This window comes from Nitrobacter sp. TKz-YC02 (assembly GCF_049852135.1).
GTDB lineage: Bacteria > Pseudomonadota > Alphaproteobacteria > Rhizobiales > Xanthobacteraceae > Nitrobacter > Nitrobacter vulgaris.
Window position 1 is genome coordinate 1563080 of the sequence record NZ_CP180728.1, and the last position, 19285, is coordinate 1582364.

Annotated in this window: 20 protein-coding genes; 19 read left to right on the forward strand and 1 reads right to left on the reverse strand. The window is 60.4% G+C overall.

All coding sequences use genetic code 11. The features are described 5' to 3' along the window. Positions 1–4: 4 nt before the first annotated feature. From rplR to ACM561_RS07505, 19 genes are all read left to right on the forward strand, one after another. On the forward strand, positions 5–367 hold the full coding sequence (rplR, locus tag ACM561_RS07415; protein ID WP_079446340.1) for a 50S ribosomal protein L18: 363 nt from the start codon (positions 5–7) through the stop codon (positions 365–367). Between the two features lie 111 nt (positions 368–478). Beyond that, a complete protein-coding gene (rpsE, locus tag ACM561_RS07420) occupies positions 479–1054 on the forward strand; it encodes a 30S ribosomal protein S5 (protein WP_079446341.1) in 576 nt (191 codons plus the stop codon). A gap of 78 nt (positions 1055–1132) precedes the next feature. Further along, positions 1133–1327: a 50S ribosomal protein L30 gene (gene rpmD / locus ACM561_RS07425; RefSeq protein WP_425909126.1), complete on the forward strand. Its 195-nt coding sequence runs from the start codon at positions 1133–1135 to the stop codon at positions 1325–1327. 120 nt (positions 1328–1447) lie between these two features. After that, the gene (gene rplO / locus ACM561_RS07430) at positions 1448–1933 is read left to right on the forward strand and encodes a 50S ribosomal protein L15 (RefSeq protein WP_079446343.1); all 486 of its coding nucleotides are present in this window, start codon (positions 1448–1450) and stop codon (positions 1931–1933) included. Positions 1934–2083: 150 nt separating this feature from the next. After that, positions 2084–3415, forward strand: a complete 1332-nt coding sequence (gene secY, locus ACM561_RS07435; protein ID WP_079446344.1) for a preprotein translocase subunit SecY — start codon at positions 2084–2086, stop codon at positions 3413–3415. A 338-nt stretch (positions 3416–3753) separates the two neighbouring features. After that, positions 3754–4374 (forward strand): adenylate kinase, encoded by a 621-nt coding sequence (locus ACM561_RS07440; RefSeq protein WP_425909129.1) that lies wholly within the window; start codon positions 3754–3756, stop codon positions 4372–4374. Positions 4375–4693: 319 nt separating this feature from the next. Next, the gene (rpsM, locus tag ACM561_RS07445) at positions 4694–5062 is read left to right on the forward strand and encodes a 30S ribosomal protein S13 (RefSeq protein WP_425909131.1); all 369 of its coding nucleotides are present in this window, start codon (positions 4694–4696) and stop codon (positions 5060–5062) included. A gap of 107 nt (positions 5063–5169) precedes the next feature. Then, positions 5170–5559 (forward strand): 30S ribosomal protein S11, encoded by a 390-nt coding sequence (gene rpsK, locus ACM561_RS07450; protein ID WP_006021048.1) that lies wholly within the window; start codon positions 5170–5172, stop codon positions 5557–5559. 96 nt (positions 5560–5655) lie between these two features. After that, positions 5656–6687 carry a DNA-directed RNA polymerase subunit alpha gene (locus ACM561_RS07455; protein ID WP_079446347.1) on the forward strand — a complete coding sequence of 344 codons (1032 nt, stop codon included), beginning with the start codon at positions 5656–5658 and terminating at the stop codon, positions 6685–6687. Between the two features lie 117 nt (positions 6688–6804). Beyond that, positions 6805–7218 (forward strand): 50S ribosomal protein L17, encoded by a 414-nt coding sequence (gene rplQ, locus ACM561_RS07460; protein WP_079446348.1) that lies wholly within the window; start codon positions 6805–6807, stop codon positions 7216–7218. Between the two features lie 463 nt (positions 7219–7681). Beyond that, positions 7682–9076, forward strand: a complete 1395-nt coding sequence (locus tag ACM561_RS07465) for a DegQ family serine endoprotease (protein ID WP_425909134.1) — start codon at positions 7682–7684, stop codon at positions 9074–9076. Next, the gene (locus tag ACM561_RS07470) at positions 9073–10404 is read left to right on the forward strand and encodes a replication-associated recombination protein A (RefSeq protein WP_425909136.1); all 1332 of its coding nucleotides are present in this window, start codon (positions 9073–9075) and stop codon (positions 10402–10404) included. The genes ACM561_RS07465 and ACM561_RS07470 overlap by 4 nt, the downstream gene beginning before the upstream one ends. Positions 10405–10470: 66 nt before the next feature. Beyond that, positions 10471–11208 carry a tetratricopeptide repeat protein gene (locus ACM561_RS07475; RefSeq protein ID WP_425909138.1) on the forward strand — a complete coding sequence of 246 codons (738 nt, stop codon included), beginning with the start codon at positions 10471–10473 and terminating at the stop codon, positions 11206–11208. 173 nt (positions 11209–11381) lie between these two features. Beyond that, entirely contained in the window at positions 11382–12635 is a 1254-nt protein-coding gene (locus tag ACM561_RS07480; protein WP_425909140.1) for an RluA family pseudouridine synthase, read from the forward strand. 50 nt (positions 12636–12685) lie between these two features. Then, on the forward strand, positions 12686–13471 hold the full coding sequence (locus ACM561_RS07485; RefSeq protein WP_425909142.1) for an ATP12 family chaperone protein: 786 nt from the start codon (positions 12686–12688) through the stop codon (positions 13469–13471). 48 nt (positions 13472–13519) lie between these two features. Next, positions 13520–15184, forward strand: coding sequence for a flagellar hook-length control protein FliK (locus tag ACM561_RS07490; RefSeq protein ID WP_425909144.1), 1665 nt, complete (start codon positions 13520–13522; stop codon positions 15182–15184). Then, a complete protein-coding gene (locus ACM561_RS07495; RefSeq protein ID WP_425909145.1) occupies positions 15181–15450 on the forward strand; it encodes an EscU/YscU/HrcU family type III secretion system export apparatus switch protein in 270 nt (89 codons plus the stop codon). Before ACM561_RS07490 ends, ACM561_RS07495 begins: the two co-directional genes overlap by 4 nt. Before the next feature lie 98 nt (positions 15451–15548). Further along, positions 15549–17081, forward strand: a complete 1533-nt coding sequence (locus ACM561_RS07500) for an acyl-CoA carboxylase subunit beta (RefSeq protein WP_425909147.1) — start codon at positions 15549–15551, stop codon at positions 17079–17081. Positions 17082–17279: 198 nt separating this feature from the next. After that, complete coding sequence (locus tag ACM561_RS07505; protein WP_425909148.1) at positions 17280–18707, forward strand: DUF1254 domain-containing protein; 1428 nt, start codon at positions 17280–17282, stop codon at positions 18705–18707. Positions 18708–18752: 45 nt separating this feature from the next. Here the strand turns inward: ACM561_RS07505 and ACM561_RS07510 are convergent, their stop codons facing one another. Further along, positions 18753–19226 (reverse strand): outer membrane protein assembly factor BamE, encoded by a 474-nt coding sequence (locus tag ACM561_RS07510; RefSeq protein WP_425909149.1) that lies wholly within the window; start codon positions 19224–19226, stop codon positions 18753–18755. Between the last annotated feature and the right edge of the window lie 59 nt (positions 19227–19285).

Here is a 19285-nt window from a genome sequence, read left to right on the forward strand (position 1 = left end):
GGTCATGTCGAAACTGAAGATTACGAATGCCCGGCGCAAGCAACGCGTGAGGCTGTCGTTGCGTCGCACCGCAAATGGCAGACCGCGGCTGTCGGTGTTCCGCTCGTCGAAGCACATATATGCCCAAGTCATTGACGACCTGAAGGGCGAGACGCTGGCCTCGGCGTCCTCGCTCGAAAAGGTGATGCGCGGTACGGGCAACACGGGCGCCAATATCGAAGCAGCCAAAGCGGTCGGCAAACTGTTGGCGGAGCGGGCGGTGAAGAACGGCGTCAAGGAAGTGGTCTTCGATCGCGGCGGCTATCTCTATCACGGTCGCGTCAAGGCGCTGGCCGATGCCGCTCGCGAAAGCGGTTTGAGCTTCTAAGCGCGTATTCTGCAAAAGCGGGATCCGGTTTTGCAACAAGAATGCGTGTCTTGAAATTGATATCGAACGAATAGGACAGGGGCGAAGCCTCACAAGGATCGGAAAAACACCATGGCAGGTGAACGCGAACGCGGCGGACGCGAACGGAGCAGAGATCGCGAGGAGCGCGACAGCGAGTTCGTCGACAAGCTTGTCCACATCAATCGTGTGGCGAAGGTCGTCAAGGGCGGCAAGCGCTTCGGTTTCGCGGCGTTGGTCGTGATCGGCGATCAGAAGGGTCGGGTTGGCTTCGGTCACGGCAAGGCGCGCGAAGTTCCGGAGGCAATCCGCAAGGCGACGGAGTCGGCAAAGCGCAATCTGACGCGCGTGGCGCTGCGCGAGGGCCGGACGTTGCATCACGACATCGCAGGCCGCCACGGCGCAGGCCGCGTTTATCTGCGGGCAGCACCGGCCGGCACCGGCATCATCGCCGGCGGCCCGATGCGCGCGGTGTTCGAGACGCTCGGCATCCAGGACGTGGTGGCAAAGTCGATTGGCTCGTCCAATCCCTACAATATGATTCGCGCGACGTTCGACGCGCTGAAGCACCAGGATTCACCGCGCTCGGTTTCTGCACGCCGCAATATCAAGGTTTCCACGCTGCAATCGCGCCGTGTGGGCGGTGATGCGGAGGCTGTTGCCGAATAAGCGGAGTCCGGGCTGGGGCCGGCGGTTGCCACCTGCCCAATCCGACCGCCGGGCAAGACAGGATTTGGAGTGACGACGATGGCTAAGGCCGCAAAGACAATCAGGGTCGAGCAGACCGGCAGCGCAATCCGCCGCCACCACTCACAGCGCTCGACGTTGGTCGGGCTTAAGCTCAACAAGATCGGTCGGACCGCGGAGTTGCAGGATACGCCTGAAATTCGCGGCATGATCGAGAAGGTTCGACACATCGTCCGTGTAATCGACGAGACGTAACAATTTGCTATTTATGCCCGGCCTGTGCCGGGGGTCCACGGCTTAGAATGCGCCGGGTTCGGCAAAAGACGTGGAAGGCCGGGACGATCCTGGCACGACGAACACGATGAGGACGCGACCATGAAACTTTGCGATATCGCCGACAACGCAGGCTCGCGCAAGAAGCGCATGCGGATCGGCCGGGGTATCGGCTCCGGAAAGGGCAAGACCGGCGGCCGCGGCGGCAAGGGACAGACGGCGCGCTCGGGTGTGCGCATCAAAGGCTTCGAGGGAGGCCAAATGCCGCTGCACCGGCGTTTGCCGAAGCGCGGCTTCAACAATATCTTCCGGGTGGAGTTCGCCGAAATCAATCTTGACCGGCTTCAGGCCGCAATTGATGCCGGGTCGATCAATGCCAAGGAGACCGTTAACGCCGAGTCGCTGGTGAAATCCGGCGTGGTGCGTCGCGCTAAGGGTGGCGTCCGCCTGCTTGGCCGCGGCGAGATCAAGGCGAAACTGACTATCGAGGTTCATGGCGCCTCGAAGTCCGCGATCACGGCGGTCGAGAAAGCCGGCGGCACAGTGAAAATCCTTGCGCCGAAGAAGGACGAAGGTGAGGCAGCCTAACGTCTGCGTCATCGCCCGCTCTGGCGCACGACAAGAACTTGCGGATGTTAGATTTTATCAGAAATCGAGCACCATGAGAGATCTGGCGTCTGCCGGCTGGCCCGTTCTGGCGGAGCGTGACGGCACCATTGGCGCGGGAGAAGGCTGAATATGGTCTCAGCAGCGGAACAACTGGCGGCTAACCTAAACTTCTCGGCTTTTGCGAAAGCCGACGAGCTGAAGAAGCGCATCTGGTTCACGCTCGGCGCGTTGCTTGTCTATCGGCTGGGTACCTACATCCCGCTGCCGGGCATCGACCCGACGGTCTGGCAAAAGGTGTTCAATTCCCAGGCCGGCGGCATCCTCGGGATGTTCAACATGTTCTCCGGCGGTGGCATCGACCGCATGGCGATTTTCGCCTTGAACATCATGCCGTACATTTCGGCCTCGATCATCCTGCAACTGTTGACCTCGGTATCGCCTAAACTCGAGGCCCTCAAGAAGGAGGGCGAAGCCGGCCGCAAGATTATCAATCAATACACCCGTTATCTCACGGTGGTGCTGGCCTTCTTCCAGTCCTACGGCATTGCCGTCGGTCTCCAGGGCGCCGGCAACGTCGTCACCAATCCCGGCATGTTTTTCCTGCTCTCCACTGCGATCACATTGACCGGCGGCACCATGTTTCTGATGTGGCTCGGCGAGCAGATCACGTCGCGAGGTATCGGCAACGGCATCTCCCTCATCATTATGGCCGGTATTGTCGCCGAGCTGCCGTCCGCACTCGCCAACATGCTCGAACTCGGCCGGCAAGGCGCGCTGTCCACAGGGATTATCCTAATCGTTCTGATTATGGTCGTCGCGGTGATCGCCTTTATCGTGTTCATGGAGCGCGCCCAGCGCAGGTTGCTGATCCAGTATCCGAAGCGTCAGGTCGGCAATAAGATGTTTGATGGGCAGTCTTCTCATCTGCCGCTGAAGCTTAATACTTCGGGTGTGATCCCGCCGATTTTCGCTTCGTCGCTGCTGCTGTTGCCGACGACCGTCGCGAATTTCAACGCGGGTAGCGGACCGGAATGGTTCCAGTGGATCAATACCCAACTCGGTCACGGCCGGCCGATGTTTCTGGTCCTGTACATCGCCCTGATCGTGTTCTTCACCTTCTTCTATACCGCGATCGTCTTCAATCCGACCGAGACAGCCGATAATCTTAAAAAGCATGGCGGCTTCATTCCGGGCATCAGGCCAGGCGAGCGGACCGCCGAGTATATCGACTACGTGCTCTCGCGCATCACGGTGCCAGGGGCGGTTTATCTCGCGGTTGTCTGCCTGATTCCTGAGATTTTGATTTCTTACGCAGCGGTACCTTTCTATTTCGGCGGTACGTCGCTTCTGATCGTGGTCAGCGTCACGATGGATACAGTGTCGCAGGTGCAGGGATATCTGCTGGCCCACCAATATGAAGGCCTGATAAAAAAATCCAAGTTGAGAGGCCGCCGTCGATGACGTGAAGTGTTTCTTGCTCATCGGAATCGGTCAGTGAGAAGAAATGCTTTCAGTCAATAACTTGCGCGTGTTCTGCTTGCGATGATGATATCCACTTTTGCGGAATGCGTGTCAGATCCGCCAAACGCACCGCTTTCATACCCCGGCGTTCTTCGTTTGGGGTCGTATACGATGGCCGCGACATATCTGCCGCCTGCGATTCTTGTCCGAGGCATTGATCGCCTGAGCCGGACTGCCGTATTAGTTGCCGGAAGGGCGCAGGTCGTATTTTGCGGTGTGCCCGATATCGAAGCGCAGGTGCGCAGCTGCCCGTTCACCCGGCGATGGGGCAATTCTCTATGAGACTGATTCTTCTCGGGCCGCCGGGGGCGGGAAAAGGAACGCAGGCGCAACGTCTGGTTCATCACTACGGAATCATTCAGCTTTCTACGGGCGACATGCTGCGCGCCGCCGTCGCCGCCGGCACGCCGGTCGGCCTCAAGGCCAAGGACATCATGGCGAGCGGGGGACTGGTCCCGGACGATGTCGTCATCGGCATCATTTCCGACCGGCTGGAACAGGCGGACGCGAAGACGGGATTCATCCTCGACGGCTTTCCGCGCACCGTCCCACAGGCCGAGGCGCTGGATCGTCTGCTCCAATCCAAAAATCTCGCACTCGATGCCGTGGTTGAACTTCGCGTCGACGAAAGTGCGCTACTGCAGCGCGTTGAAAGCCGTGTCGCGGAAATGACGGCGCAGGGGGAACAGGTGCGGGCCGATGATAGGCCAGAGGTGCTCTCGAAGCGACTGGTCAGCTATCGCACGTTGACCGAGCCGCTCATTCGCTACTATTCGGAGCGAGGCAAGCTGCTGACCGTTGACGGCATGATGGCTATCGATGACGTCACACGGGATATCCGCCGCGTCCTGAGACGGTCGGGAGTTCCGATGTCAAAGTTCGGCATCCGCGGATGGTAAGCGGGCCAGAATCGACCTAAGCGCGAGAAAAACCAGTAAATGATGGTCCCAGGCGGCTCTCCCTTGGGAATGGGGAAGGAGCACGGTGAGGTGAGCAAAAATTGGCGGCCAAAAGTCACGAAAGAGCGAGCAAAAGTGGCGGGACGGTTGACGAAATGCCACCAAGTCCTTAATAAACAAGCATCCAGCGGATCGTTTCAGACGATGCCGGACCCGAAGATAACTGAGGGTCAGGCGTCGTGTTTGTGTTTGAGGATACCCGCCTGAAATATCGAAGGAAAGGCCGGCTCACCGCGAGTCGGCAACAGGAGAGAAATCTGTGGCCCGTATTGCCGGCGTGAATATCCCAACCAACAAGCGCGTTGTCATCGCGCTTCAATACATCCATGGCATTGGTCAGAAGAATGCCGCCGATATTGTCGAGAAGGTCAAGATTCCGGTCGATCGCCGGGTCTCGCAACTGACCGATCAGGAAGTGCTTCAGATTCGGGAAGTCATCGATCGCGACTATCTCGTCGAAGGCGATCTTCGCCGTGAGGTCGGCATCAACATCAAGCGGTTGATGGATCTCGGTTGTTATCGCGGTTTGCGTCATCGTCGCGGACTGCCGGTGCGCGGTCAGCGCACCCATACTAACGCGCGTACCCGCAAGGGGCCGGCCAAGTCGATTGCCGGCAAGAAAAAGTAAGAGCGCGGATACGAAATGGCGAATAACGATAGATTCTGATCGCTATTCGCTTCGTCGGTGGAGCCGCTGGCATTACGGCGGCGTTGAGATCACAGGAAAGGCTGACAATGGGTAAGGAAGCTACACGCGTTCGCCGCCGCGAGCGCAAGAACATCGCGTCCGGCATCGCGCATGTCAATTCGTCGTTCAACAACACCACCATCACCATCACCGACGCGCAGGGCAATACGATCGCCTGGTCATCGGCCGGGACGATGGGTTTCAAGGGATCACGCAAGTCGACCCCTTACGCGGCGCAGGTGGCGGCGGAAGATGTCTCCAAGAAGGCGCAGGAGCACGGCATGCGCACCCTTGAGGTCGAGGTGGCTGGTCCGGGTTCGGGTCGCGAATCGGCACTACGCGCGCTGCAGGCTGCGGGCTTCACCGTTACCTCGATCCGCGATGTGACCACGATTCCTCATAACGGTTGCCGTCCGCGCAAGCGCCGGCGCGTTTGATACTCGACAGTGGCGGTTTGTTGTTCCGCCAACTCGAGGTTTTTATCTTATTTCGCGGATTGATCCGCGTCCTCCAACGCCAACGATGTTGATGGCATGGGTGAAACAGTGACGATCCAGAAAAATTGGCAAGAGCTCATTCGGCCGAACAAGCTGCAGGTCGTTCCCGGCAGCGATCCCTCGCGCTTTGCGACCCTGATTGCCGAGCCGCTTGAGCGCGGTTTCGGCCAGACCCTCGGTAACGCGCTGCGCCGAATCCTGCTGTCCTCGCTGCAAGGCGCCGCAGTGCAGTCGGTACACATCGATGGCGTTCTACACGAATTCTCTTCGATCGCGGGCGTTCGCGAGGACGTCACCGACATCGTGCTGAATATCAAGGACATCGCGATCAAGATGCAGGGGGAAGGCCCCAAGCGCATGGTCGTGAAGAAGCAGGGTCCCGGCAGCGTCACTGCAGGTGACATCCAGACCGTCGGCGACATCGTGGTGCTTAATCCCGACCTTCAGATCTGCACCCTCGACGATGGCGCCGAGATTCGCATGGAATTCACGGTTGCCTCCGGCAAGGGTTATGTTGCCGCCGAGCGTAATCGGCCCGAGGATGCGCCGATCGGACTGATACCGGTTGATAGCCTGTATTCGCCGGTGCGCAAGGTATCCTACAAGGTCGAAAACACTCGCGAGGGTCAGATTCTCGACTACGACAAACTGACCATGACCATCGAAACGAATGGCGGGGTGACGCCCGAGGATGCCGTGGCCTTCGCCGCGCGTATTCTGCAAGATCAACTCAACGTCTTCGTCAACTTCGAGGAGCCGCGCAAGGAAGTCGCCACCGAGATCATTCCGGATCTGGCGTTCAATCCTGCCTTCCTCAAGAAAGTGGATGAACTGGAGCTGTCGGTACGTTCCGCAAATTGCCTGAAGAACGACAACATCGTTTACATCGGCGATCTGGTGCAGAAGTCGGAAGCGGAGATGCTGCGCACCCCGAACTTCGGGCGCAAGTCGCTGAACGAGATTAAGGAAGTGCTGGCCCAGATGGGTCTGCATCTCGGTATGGAAGTGCCGGGCTGGCCGCCGGAAAATATAGACGAACTGGCAAAACGCTTCGAGGACCATTACTGAGTGATCTCTTCCCCGGAGTGGGGGGAGAGAAACCCAAAATAGGGCGAACGCAGGCAGCCCACCTGAGCAGCGCGACCGCCGAGCAGTCGCAACCGGACAAGACTGAGGATCACATCAATGCGTCATGGTAAGGTTCACCGGAAGCTCAATCGCACCGCGGAGCATCGCAAGGCGATGTTCGCCAATATGGCGGCGGCGCTTATCAAGCACGAGCAGATTGTCACCACGCTGCCGAAGGCAAAAGAACTACGTCCGATCGTCGAAAAACTGGTGACCCTCGGCAAGAAGGGTGGCCTCGACAAGCGCCGTCAGGCGATCAGCGAGATGCGCGACGTCGATCAGGTGAAGAAGCTGTTCGACGTGTTGGCGCCGCGCTACAAGGACCGTCATGGTGGGTATACCCGCATTATCAAGGCCGGCTTCCGATACGGCGATAACGCGCCGATGGCAGTGATCGAGTTCGTCGATCGCGACGTCGATGCCAAGGGCCAGGACTCCGGGCCGGTGCAGGAAGCTTCGGAAGCCGCGTAAGCTCGACATCTTTTAAAACTTAGAAGGCGGCGCATCGTGGAGCGCCGCTTTTTTGTTGGTTCGAGCCTGCCCTATGAGCGTTTTCGAGCGAAGTGGACACCGGTTCGCGTAGGTGCGCGCGCTAAAAGGCTTCCATTACGGGGATGCGACAGGTGGTTCCGATTTGTGCGGCACTTCGCAGCGTCTGTGATGGACTCGCGATGTGTGTGGTTGTGCTGTCGCGACGATCATGTGCGTGCAGACGATGACATGGCGTCCTGTCTTGGCATCCGCGCGACGATCGGTCCTGATTGCGAACTTTAAACATGAAACGCGCGAGCAACAGGATATGCCGTGCGCGCATGGGCCGAAACGGCGCGGGAAAACCCGCAAGCAACTGTCGCGGACGTGAAAAGAGCGTCTTTTGCTTCTCTTGAAGGTTCGCGAAGCCTATATCTGCGGTCCTGACCCCGGGAGTGAATTCATGACGCCGTTCCGCCTGTTCGCCCCGCTATTCCTCGCTCTGACAATGCTGGCGTCTAGTCATGCTCAGGACCGCCACGTTCCGGCCTCCCAGGCCGAATTGCGGCTTTCCTATGCGCCGATCGTGCAGCGGGTGACGCCGGCTGTGGTCAATGTCTATGCCGCCAAGGTGATCCAACATCGCCATCCCTTGCTCGAGGATCCGATCTTCCGCCGTTTCTTTGGCGTTCCGGGCGGGCAGCCGGAACAGATGCAGCGCTCGCTCGGCTCAGGCGTGATGGTCGATCCGTCCGGCCTTGTCGTGACAAACAATCACGTGATTGAGGGTGCCGACCAGGTCAAGATCGCGCTGTCGGACAAGCGCGAGTTCGAGGCCGAGATCGTGCTCAAGGACACGCGGACCGACCTTGCGGTCCTGCGGCTGAAGGATGTGCATGAGAAGTTTCCGACGCTTGATTTCGCGAATTCGGATGAGTTGCAGGTCGGAGACCTCGTCATGGCGATTGGGAACCCATTCGGCGTCGGGCAGACTGTGACGCACGGCATTGTTTCGGCGTTGGCGCGCACGCAGGTGGGAATTACAGACTATCAGTTCTTCATCCAGACCGATGCGGCGATCAATCCGGGAAACTCAGGTGGGGCGCTGGTTGACATCACGGGCCGTCTCGCAGGTATCAACACCGCAATTTTCTCGCGCTCCGGAGGGTCGCAGGGCATCGGCTTCGCCATTCCGGCAAACATGGTGCGGGTTGTCGTGGCGTCCGCCAAGAACGGTGGCAAGGCGGTGCAGCGGCCCTGGCTCGGGGCGCGGCTGCAGACGATAACCCCGGAGATTGCCGAAACCATCGGCCTCAAGGCGCCGGCCGGTGCGCTGGTGGCCAGCGTTGCGGTTGGAAGTCCGGCGGCGCGTGCTGGTCTCAAACTATCCGACCTGATCGTCTTGATCGACGGACAGCCTGTCGAGGACCCCAATGCGTTTGACTATCGGTTTGCGACGCGTCCGCTCGGCGGCACATCGCAATTGGAAGTCCAACGCAATGGGAGGCCGATCAAGCTCACCGTTCCGCTCGAGGCGGCGCCGGACACCGGTCGCGACGAGTTAGCGATCACCGCGCCATCACCATTTCAAGGCGCCAAGGTTGCGAATGTCTCGCCGGCGCTGGCCGACGAACTTCATCTCGATTACGGTGCCGAAGGGGTCGTGGTCATCGCATTGGCGGACAATGGAATGGCCGCGAATGTCGGCTTCAGGAAAGGCGACATCATCCTTGCGGTCAACAACAAGAAGATCGTTAAGACGGCCGATCTCGAACAGGCCGTTCGCGAAGCGAGGCGGCTCTGGCGTATCACGCTGATGCGTGGAGGCCAGCAGATTCAAGTCATGCTAGGCGGATGAGCCCGAACCGCCAGCGCGCTTCCAAGAGCCTGTTCTCCGCGGCGGGTCTGGAACGTGATGCGCCGCATCCACTGCCGGACAAGCTGCGACCGCAGACCCTGTCGGACGTGGTCGGGCAGGATCACATTCTTGGATTGGACGGTGCGCTGACCCGGATGCTGGAAACCCGCACGCTAGGCTCGCTCATCTTCTGGGGACCGCCGGGGACTGGCAAGACTACAGTAGCGCGGCTGCTGGCGAATGCGACCGCGCTGCATTTCGAGCAACTGTCGGCGGTGTTCTCCGGTGTCGCCGATCTGAAGAAGGCGTTCGACGCCGCCCGCGCGCGCCGCGAGTCGGGGACGGGAACGCTTCTGTTCGTCGACGAGGTGCATCGTTTCAATCGCGCGCAACAGGATTCGTTTCTGCCTGTCATGGAGGACGGAACCGTCATTTTGGTCGGTGCGACCACTGAGAACCCATCGTTCGAACTGAACGCGGCGTTGTTGTCGCGGGCTCGCGTGCTTGTGTTCCGTTCGCTCGACTGGGAGGCGATCGAGAAATTGTTCGCTCGCGCCGAACAGGTCGAGGGCAAGCCGTTGCCGCTCGATGCTGAGGCGCGCTCGTCGCTGGTGCGCATGGCCGACGGCGATGGCCGCGCGGCGCTGACGCTGGTCGAGGAAGTCTGGCGGTCGGCGCGTGAGGGTGAGGTCTTCAATGCCGAGCAGTTGCAAGGCGTGCTGCAGCGCCGCGCGCCGATCTACGACAAATCCGCCGACGGCCACTACAACCTGATTTCTGCCTTGCACAAGTCGGTGCGCGGCTCCGATCCAGATGCGGCGCTTTACTATCTGGCGCGGATGTTCGAGGCGGGCGAGGATCCGTTATTTCTCGTGCGCCGCGTGGTGCGAATGGCAGTCGAGGATATCGGGCTGGCGGATCCGCAGGCGCTGGTGATCTGCAACGCGGCCAAGGATGCCTATGATTTTCTCGGCTCACCGGAAGGCGAACTCGCGATCGCGCAGGCGGTGATCTATCTCGCCACCGCGCCGAAATCCAACGCCGCCTACAAAGCGTTCGGCGCGGCGATGCGCGTCGCGAAGGACGCCGGCTCTCTCTTGCCGCCGAAGCACATCCTCAACGCGCCGACCGGTCTGATGAAATCCGAAGGTTACGGCGGCGGCTACCAATACGATCACGATATGCCCGATGCGTTCTCCGGACAGGATTATTTCCCGGAGATGCTCGGCCGCCGGACTTTCTATGATCCGCCGGATCGGGGTTTCGAGCGCGAAATCCGCAAGCGCATGGACTACTGGGCGAAACTGCGCCGGGAGCGCTCGTCGTGACGACTTCATCGACGTCAACACGCTGTCGATCTACGGTCGTAAGGCTGTTTCAAAACGGAGTGGTTTATGACGCTCCGACAAGGTGCGAGGCGTAAACAGGTGCAGGCGATGCAAAGACATATTACCCGATGGCTGTTGGCGCTGGTGCTGCTTGGCATCACGAATGCGGCGCGCGCCGAGATGGTCGAAGTTGCTCCGGGCGTGACGGTGACGAAGAAGACGTTCTCGGCGCGGATTGACGAGCAGCCGTTCTATGGTTTCTCGGAAAAAACTCCCGAACAGCAAAAGACCGATGCCGACTTTCTGGCGGCGTCGGATGAGATGGGTTCGCGCGAGGCGGTTTCCGCTGCAGCTATTGAGCGGGGCTGGGCTCATATCGATCGCGGTGACTTGTCGGAAGCGGCCAAACGATTCAATCAGGCTTGGCTGCTTGCTCCTGAGCGGAGCGAAATCTACCAAGGCTTTGCGGTGATCACGGCGGCGCGCTTCGGCGATCTCGAATACGCCGAAGAGCTGTTCAAGATTGCGTTGCGACAACCGAAGCCGCGGCGAACGCTGAAAGCTGATTACGGGCGCTTGCTATTGAAGGCCAAGCGTCCTGTCGAGGCAAAAACTATCCTGGAGGAAGGCGTGCGCGACGCGCCGGAATTCGCCGATGGATGGGTCAGTCTTGGACTTGCGCGGTTGCAGACGGACGATGCCGCGGGCGCATGTGCGGCCGCAGGCGAAGCCAACAAACTCAAGCTTTCGCGCGGGGCGATGATCGACCTCGTGTTGCTGAAGAGGCAGGGGACCTGCCCATAGCGGTCGGATGCTTGGCGATTTCACCGTGACGCTGCCGGGCTTCTGCGCTACCCACCTTGTGGGTGAACAGAGCGTGATCTGAAAAATGGAGCCGTTTTCGAAGCTTGATCAGACGAATATGATTAAGGCTTAAAGTTGAGTCTACGTAGAAGACCTAAATTCTAGAGGAACCGATGAGCCGGCGAGTCAGGCGACCGTTAGCGAAGTCCGGCGGTCGCGGGAGCGAACGCCTTAAAAGCGCTTCGGCCAAAAGCGCTTCGGCCAAAGTTGCTCGTCCAGAAAAAGGGACGAGCCGGAAAGGCCGTGGCGTCGCTGAGCGATCATCGGGCGAGCGGTGGCAGGGGGCTCGGCCGGATAGGCCGCAGCGCGCAGGTACGCCGGCCGACACTGTATGTTTCGCCGAAAAGCCGACTAAACCCGAACCAGCGCTTCTGCCGACAAAGGTCCAGACTGTCGCGGTGACGGCCGATGAAGCCAATATGCGCGTCGACCGCTTTCTTGAAGCACGCTTTCCCGGCCTGTCATTCTCTCACATTCAGCGCATCGTCCGCAAAGGCGAGTTGCGCGTGAACGGCAAGCGCGCCGACAGCAAGGATCGCGTGGGCGAAGGCGACAAGGTCCGCATTCCGCCGCTCAAGCTCGACACGCCGAAGGCCACGGCTCATCTGTCTGAGGCCGAGGCAAAGATTCGCGACGAATTGCAGAAGATGGTGCTGTTCGAGGATGCGGACGTCATGGTGCTGAACAAGCCGGCGGGCCTAGCGGTGCAGGGCGGCTCCGGCCTGTCCCGGCATATCGACGGGATGCTGGAAACGATGCGCGACGCAAAAGGGCAGCGACCGCGCCTCGTGCACCGGCTCGATCGTGAGACGGCCGGCTGTCTGCTGGTGGCCAAGACGCGTTTCGCGGCCACGGCGCTGACCGGCGCGTTCCGCCATCGTTCAGCGCGCAAGATTTACTGGGCGCTGGTCGCGGGCGTGCCAAAGCCGAAGCAGGGCCGTATCTCGACCTATCTCGCCAAGGAAGAGAATGAGGAGGAGTCGATCATGCGGGTTGCCGCGCATGGCGACGAGGGCGCGAGCCACGCGGTGACCTACTATGCGGTGGTGGAAACCTCGGCGCAGAAGCTCGCCTGGGTGTCGCTGAAGCCTGTCACGGGCCGGACCCATCAACTCCGCGCGCACATGGCGCATATCAATCACGCCATCGTCGGCGATCCAAAGTATTTCAACAAGGAAAACTGGCAATTGCCTGGAGGTCTTCAGAAACGGCTGCACCTGCTGGCGCGCCGCATCGTGATTCCGCATCCGCGGGGCGGCGTCATAGACGTCACGGCGCCGCTGCCGCCACACATGTTGCAATCCTGGAATCTGCTCGGTCTTGAAGCCGACCGGTTCGATCCGATCGAGCACGCGCCGGAGGAGTAGGTCCGTGCCGTCTCGTTGAGGCCGACCTCAGGGTGATATGAGAGTATGCCATGCGTGAATTGTTTGACGAAGATCTTGGCTCCTCGTCGCTCGACCCGGAAGAATCGGTACGCAACTCCGCGCGAGCCGGGCACCGCAACCGTTTCTATACTGCCACGAGCGTGAGGGAGACGCCGGAAGGGTTCGCTGTCCTGCTCGACGACAGGCCGGTTCGCACGCCGTCACGTAACGTGCTGGCGGCGCCTACACGCGAGATTGCCGAGACCATGGCCGCGGAATGGGAGGCGCAAAGGGACGTCATCAACCCCATGACTATGCCGCTAACGCGGCTCGCCAACAGCATCATCGACGGCGTGACTGGTCGTGTCGACGTGGTGATTGAGGATATTGCCAAGTATCTCGAAACGGACCTCCTGTTCTATCGGGCCGGCCATCCCGACGCGCTGGTGGCTCGCGAAGCCGCACATTGGGACCGCGTCCTTTTCTGGGCCGCCGAAACATTGGAAGCGCGTTTCATCCTGACCGAGGGCATCGTGCATGTCCGTCAACCGGCTCAGGCGGTCGCTGCCGTGCGCAAGGCGCTACCGTCAGACCCTTGGGTGGTTGGGGCGCTGCATGTCGTGACGACGTTGACCGGCTCCGTGCTACTCGCTCTCGCTTTAATGGCCGGGCGGTTGGATGCGGACGAGGTCTGGGCCGCCGCTCACGTCGACGAGGACTGGAACAGCGAGCAATGGGGGGTCGATGAGGAGGCGGCCGTCCAGAGGGCGTCGCGTTTGGTCGATTTTCGGTCCGCCGCTGCCGTCCTTCGGGCGCGGGCTGGACCAATCGGTTAAGGAGAGGTTTAGACACAGAAGTTAGCCTGACGGGTAAAACGAGGCTTCATGGCGATCTCGATCAACCCGATTTTCCCGGTCATTGCGGCGCAAGGCGCAGCAGCCGAAGCTGTGCTGCAGCCCGGCAGGGTGGTTGACGCGAAGGTCCAGGGAATCCTGGCCAACAATCTCGTCCGTATTGCCATCGCCGATCTGGCGATCGAGGTGCTGTCGGAAATTCCGCTTCAAGTTGGCCAGACCCTGCGGTTGGCGGTCTCGCAGACCGCGCAAGGGCTTCGGCTTGCGGTTGTGGATCAGGGCTCATCGGGCACGCATGCTGCCGGACCGGCGGATGCGTTGACGCCGACGCCGGATGCTGCGGCTGCAACGATAAGCGCCAAGGCCCCTCCGGCGCCCGTCCTGACGGCGCTGGAAGCCGTCTCGGTATCGTCCGCGGCGCAAGCAGCGGCGGCGCGACAAGGTAGCCTCTCGCCGCTCTACGCCAACCTGCTGGTTGCCGCCGGCACCGGCAGTTTGCCCCCTAACGTGCGACAGGTTCTGGACCGGCTGCTCGCTTTGCGGCCCGGTCTCGATCCGGGTCTTACGGGGAGCGATATCAAGACCGCGTTCCGTAACTCCGGCCTTTTTCTCGAAGCCTCGCTGGCGGCCGGCTTGAAGACGGGGCAGCCTGCCGCCTCGGCCAATACGTTACCCGATATGAAGGCTGCGTTGCTTGTGCTCCGCGAGGCGCTTTCGATCTCGGTCCGGGACATGTCTCGCGGTGCGCCGCCCGCCGTGGGCGCAGGATCTCAACAAGCGCAGCAGGCAGCTTCGCCGATGGCATCGGGCGCGCCGCCGCTGTCGCCGGATATCGACGCACAGGATGTGTATCTGCCGCAGGCGCACCTGGCTGTAGCTGATGATCCGGATACGCCTGCGAACCAGACATTATTTTCCCGAGTATCGGATGCAGGGCTTCGCGTCGCTGCGGCGGGTGCAGCCCTGAACGTTCTGCAGGAGGTACTTCAGAATCGAGGGACCAGCAACGATCCCGGCGCGGCGCTCGGACCCGACGGCGATCCGGCGGCCGCTACGCAGCCGTTCAGGAATGGGCCAGCGAACGGCCCCACCGAGAACCATGTCTTTGTCGTGCGCACCAGCACGCCGTCGCCGCCCTTTGGCGGCGCATTGCCAACTGCGCAGCCCGTCGCGTTGCCGGGACTGTCATCGGCTGCATCGTCGGAAGAGATCGCGCGACGACTGCTTGATGATACTGATGCTGCGATTTCCCGTCAGGTGTTGTTGCAGATCGCCTCGCTTCCGGATCGTGTCGATACAGCGGGAGCGCGGCTCGATCAGACCACGCCGCGCTGGAATTTCGAGATTCCATTTGCCGTCGCAACCGGCACGGCCATTGCGCAGTTTGAGGTTTCGCGCGACGCCGCCGGTCACAATACAGAAACAGCGACGCGGGTCTGGCGCGCACGATTTTCAGTCGACGTTGAACCCGCAGGGCCGGTTCATGCGCTGGTGTCGCTGGCCGGGGAAACCACGACGGTGCGGCTCTGGGCCGAGCGTCCTTCCACCGCGAGCCGGTTGCGCGCCGGCGCCTCGCAGCTCACTCAGGCATTGAGCGGCGCCGAATTGCAGCCGGGGGATATCATTATCCGCGAGGGCGCGCCGCCGCAGCCGAAGCCCGCGCCGGCCGGCCACTTTCTGGATCGCGCCCTATGATTGTGGAGACCAAGGATCAAGTCGCCATCGCCCTCCACTATGACAAAGGCAGCGGCGCGCCGCGTGTGGTTGCCAAGGGTAGGGGAACGCTCGGCACGAAGATCATCGAGGTGGCCAAGGAGAACGACATCCCGATCGAGGAAAACGAAGTGCTGGCCGGCGCGCTGTCGCATGTCGAACTCGGCGACGAGATTCCAGCCGAATTGTATAAGGCTGTTGCGGAGGTATTGGTGTTCGTGCTGCGGATGTCGGCGCGCGCGCCGTGATAGGTGGTGGCGCCTCCGCGCCGCGCCTGTTGGTGACAGCCTCAAAAACGGCAGTTAGGGTCTAATCCAAGTTTATTGAACCAGACCCAGGCAGGGCCATGAAAGACATCCTCCAAACGCTCGACGCCCGGCGGACGGCCGCAAAGCGTGGCGGTGGCGAGAAGCGCATCGAAGCCCAGCACAAGCGCGGCAAGCTGACGGCTCGTGAGCGCATCGAGATTTTGCTCGACAAAGACTCGTTCGAAGAATTCGACATGTTCGTCGAGCATCGGTCGATCGAATTTGGCATGGAGAAATCGAAAGTGCCGGGCGACGGCGTGGTGACCGGATGGGGCACCATCAATGGCCGCAAGATTTTCATGTTCGCGAAAGACTTCACCGTGTTCGGCGGCTCGCTGTCGGAGACACATGCGTTGAAGATCACAAAAATCCAGGACATGGCATTGAAGGCCAAGGCACCGATCATCGGCCTTTATGATGCCGGTGGCGCACGCATCCAAGAGGGCGTCGCAGCGCTGGCCGGTTACTCCTATGTCTTTCGTCGCAATGTGCAGGCCTCGGGAGTGATCCCGCAGATCAGTGTCATCATGGGGCCGTGCGCGGGCGGCGATGTCTATTCGCCTGCCATGACCGACTTCATCTTCATGGTGAAGAACACGAGCTACATGTTCGTCACTGGCCCCGATGTGGTGAAGACAGTCACCAATGAGGTGGTGTCCGCGGAAGAACTTGGGGGCGCCAGCGTGCATGCGACGAAATCGTCGATTGCCGACGGCGCGTTCGAGAACGATGTCGAGGCGCTCTTGCAGATGCGGCGCCTGATCGACTTCTTGCCGAGCAACAACACTGATGGCGTTCCGGAATGGCCGAGTTTCGATTATATCGAACGCACCGACGACTCGCTCAATACGCTGGTGCCGGACAATCCCAACAAGCCTTACGATATCAAGGAACTGATCCTGAAGGTCGTGGACGAGGGCGACTTCTTCGAGATCGCGGAAACATTCGCGAAGAACATTGTCACCGGATTCGGCCGCATTGCCGGGCGCACGGTGGGCTTCGTCGCCAACCAGCCGATGGTGCTGGCCGGCGTGCTCGACTCGGATGCGTCACGCAAGGCTGCGCGCTTTGTTCGCTTTTGCGATGCCTTCAATATTCCGATCGTGACCTTCGTGGACGTGCCGGGCTTTTTGCCGGGCACCGCGCAGGAATACGGCGGGCTGATCAAGCACGGCGCGAAGCTCCTGTTCGCCTATTCGCAATGTACGGTGCCGCTCGTCACAGTCATCACGCGAAAGGCCTACGGCGGTGCGTTCGACGTGATGGCATCAAAAGAGATCGGTGCCGACGTGAACTATGCTTGGCCGACGGCGCAGATCGCGGTGATGGGCGCCAAGGGCGCGGTTGAGATCATCTTCCGCAGCGATATCGGCGACGCGGAGAAGATCGCCGCACGCACCAAGGAATATGAGGATCGCTTCCTGTCGCCGTTCATCGCCGCCGAGCGAGGCTACATCGACGATGTCATCATGCCGCACTCGACCCGCAAGCGTATCGCTCGCGCGCTGGCGATGCTGAGGGACAAGCACGTCGACGCGCCCATGAAGAAGCATGACAATATTCCGTTGTGAATAATCTTGCTCAAGCTTCCTAACACCGGCCTGGTCGTTTTCAGAGCACGCCGACATCAACCATTCCGCAACCCTCGCCGAGACCGTCGAAAATGGCCTATAGTGGACTTCTTTGATCCAGATCAATTAATACGCTGCGGTCGCTGATTGTCTGGCCACGCCATTCGTCGCCGTCCTGGGATATTGAGGAGGAGCTCCATGAAGTGTCTATCGTCGCTTGCTGCGGTGTTGTCGGGTTTAACTCTCATGGTCTCGACATTGGCCCCAAGCGCTGCCCAATCGATTTCCGCGGACGAGGCACAAGCTATCGCTACCGAAGCGTATGTCTATTTCTATCCGCTCGTGACGATGGACGTGACGCGCAAGCAGCTCAACAATTCCGATCCGAAGACCGGAGGTATTGGCGGTCCTCCCAACGCTTTCGATAATGTCCAGGCCTACCCCACTGCGGACATGAGAGCAGTGGTGCGACCCAACTTTGACACCTTGTACTCGAGCGCTTGGCTGGACCTAACCAGCGAACCCATGATCGTTTCGGCTCCTGATACCGGCGGCCGCTACTACCTGCTGCCGATGCTCGACATGTGGACCGATGTGTTTGCGTCGCCAGGATCGCGCACGACAGGTACCAAGGCGGCCAATTTCCTGGTTGCGCCTCCGGGCTGGAATGGGAGTGTGCCGGAGGGTGTCACGCGCATCAATGCGCCGACGCCCCATGTCTGGATAATCGGCCGCACCAGGACGGATGGTCCCGCCGACTATGCCTCAGTCCACGAAGTGCAGAAGGGCTACAAGATTACGCCGCTGTCGGGATGGGGCAAACCCCCGGTCGCCGTCACGCAAACCATTGACCCCAGCGTCGATGTCAAGACTCCGCCGAAGAAGCAGGTTGATACGATGGCGGGCGATAAGTTCTTTGCGTATGCAGCCGAACTGCTCAAAGTCAACCCGCCGCACATCACCGATGAACCGATCGTCGCGCGCATGAAGCGGATCGGCCTCGAACCGGGTAAGAGCTTCGATATTACCAAAGTTGATGCGACCTCACGCAAAGCCATCGAAGATGCCCCGGCACAGGGTCTAAAGCTGATGGCATGGAAGCTCCCGACATTGGCGCGCGTAGCAAACCACTGGTCCATGAATACTGATACGATGGGTGTCTACGGGACTTATTATCTGAAGCGTGCAATCGTAGCTCAGGCTGGACTTGGTGCCAATCTGCCAGAAGATGCGATCTATCCGCTCAGCGTTGGCGATGAAAACGGCAAGCCGCTCGACGGTGCAAACAAGTACACCATCCACTTCGCCAAAGACGCGGTGCCGCCGGTCGACGCATTCTGGTCAGTCACCCTGTACGATAACGAAGGCTTCCAGGTTGCGAATCCGGCTAATCGCTTTGCGGTGAGTAGCTGGATGCCGTTCAAGCGCGGAGCCGACGGATCGCTGACGCTCTACATCCAGAACGCAAATCCCGGCAGTGATCACGAAACCAACTGGCTGCCTGCGCCTAAAGGCCCGTTCAACCTCACCATGCGTCTCTATGCGCCGAAATCGGAGGCGTTGACCGGCGTATGGAATCCGCCGACCATCAAGTCGGTGGATGGTGACATCATGGGTCGGCGGTGACGGCAGGTACTGGAGCGAACGTGGTCCGAATTAATTAAGGATGTGCTACTTCGCGCTCAGCAGCTTAAACAGCGGCGCGAGGTAGCTGATCTCCTGGCCCGATGTTGGCGTGGTGCGGCTGATGAAGTCGAAGATCTTGCCGTCCTTCAGGCCGTAATTGGCGAGCCGGGTTACCTGGCGGTTCTTGTCGAAATAGATCGCGATCACGCGCTGATCGATGACGCTTTGCTGCATGAACGCGACCTTCCGCTCGGCGCGCTGCGAGATGTAATAAAACACCTCGCCGTTCAGTGTCGCGACCGTGGATGGGGTTCCCATTACGATCAGCACCTGATCCTGGCTTGCGCCGATCTGGATTTGCTCGAGCGCGCCGGGGGGGAGGATATAGCCCTTCTGAAAGGTCTCGCCGGTGCAGCCGGCCATGACCGCGCACAGCAGTGTGGCAGCGAGCGTCGCGCGCAGACGAGGCCGTCGCATCGCGGCGTATCCGGGTGCTTTCTTCGGGACTGACACTGTCATTCCGGGACGACCTCATCCTCTTGCATCGCGCGCGCGGTTGACGTACCCGGCAACGGTCC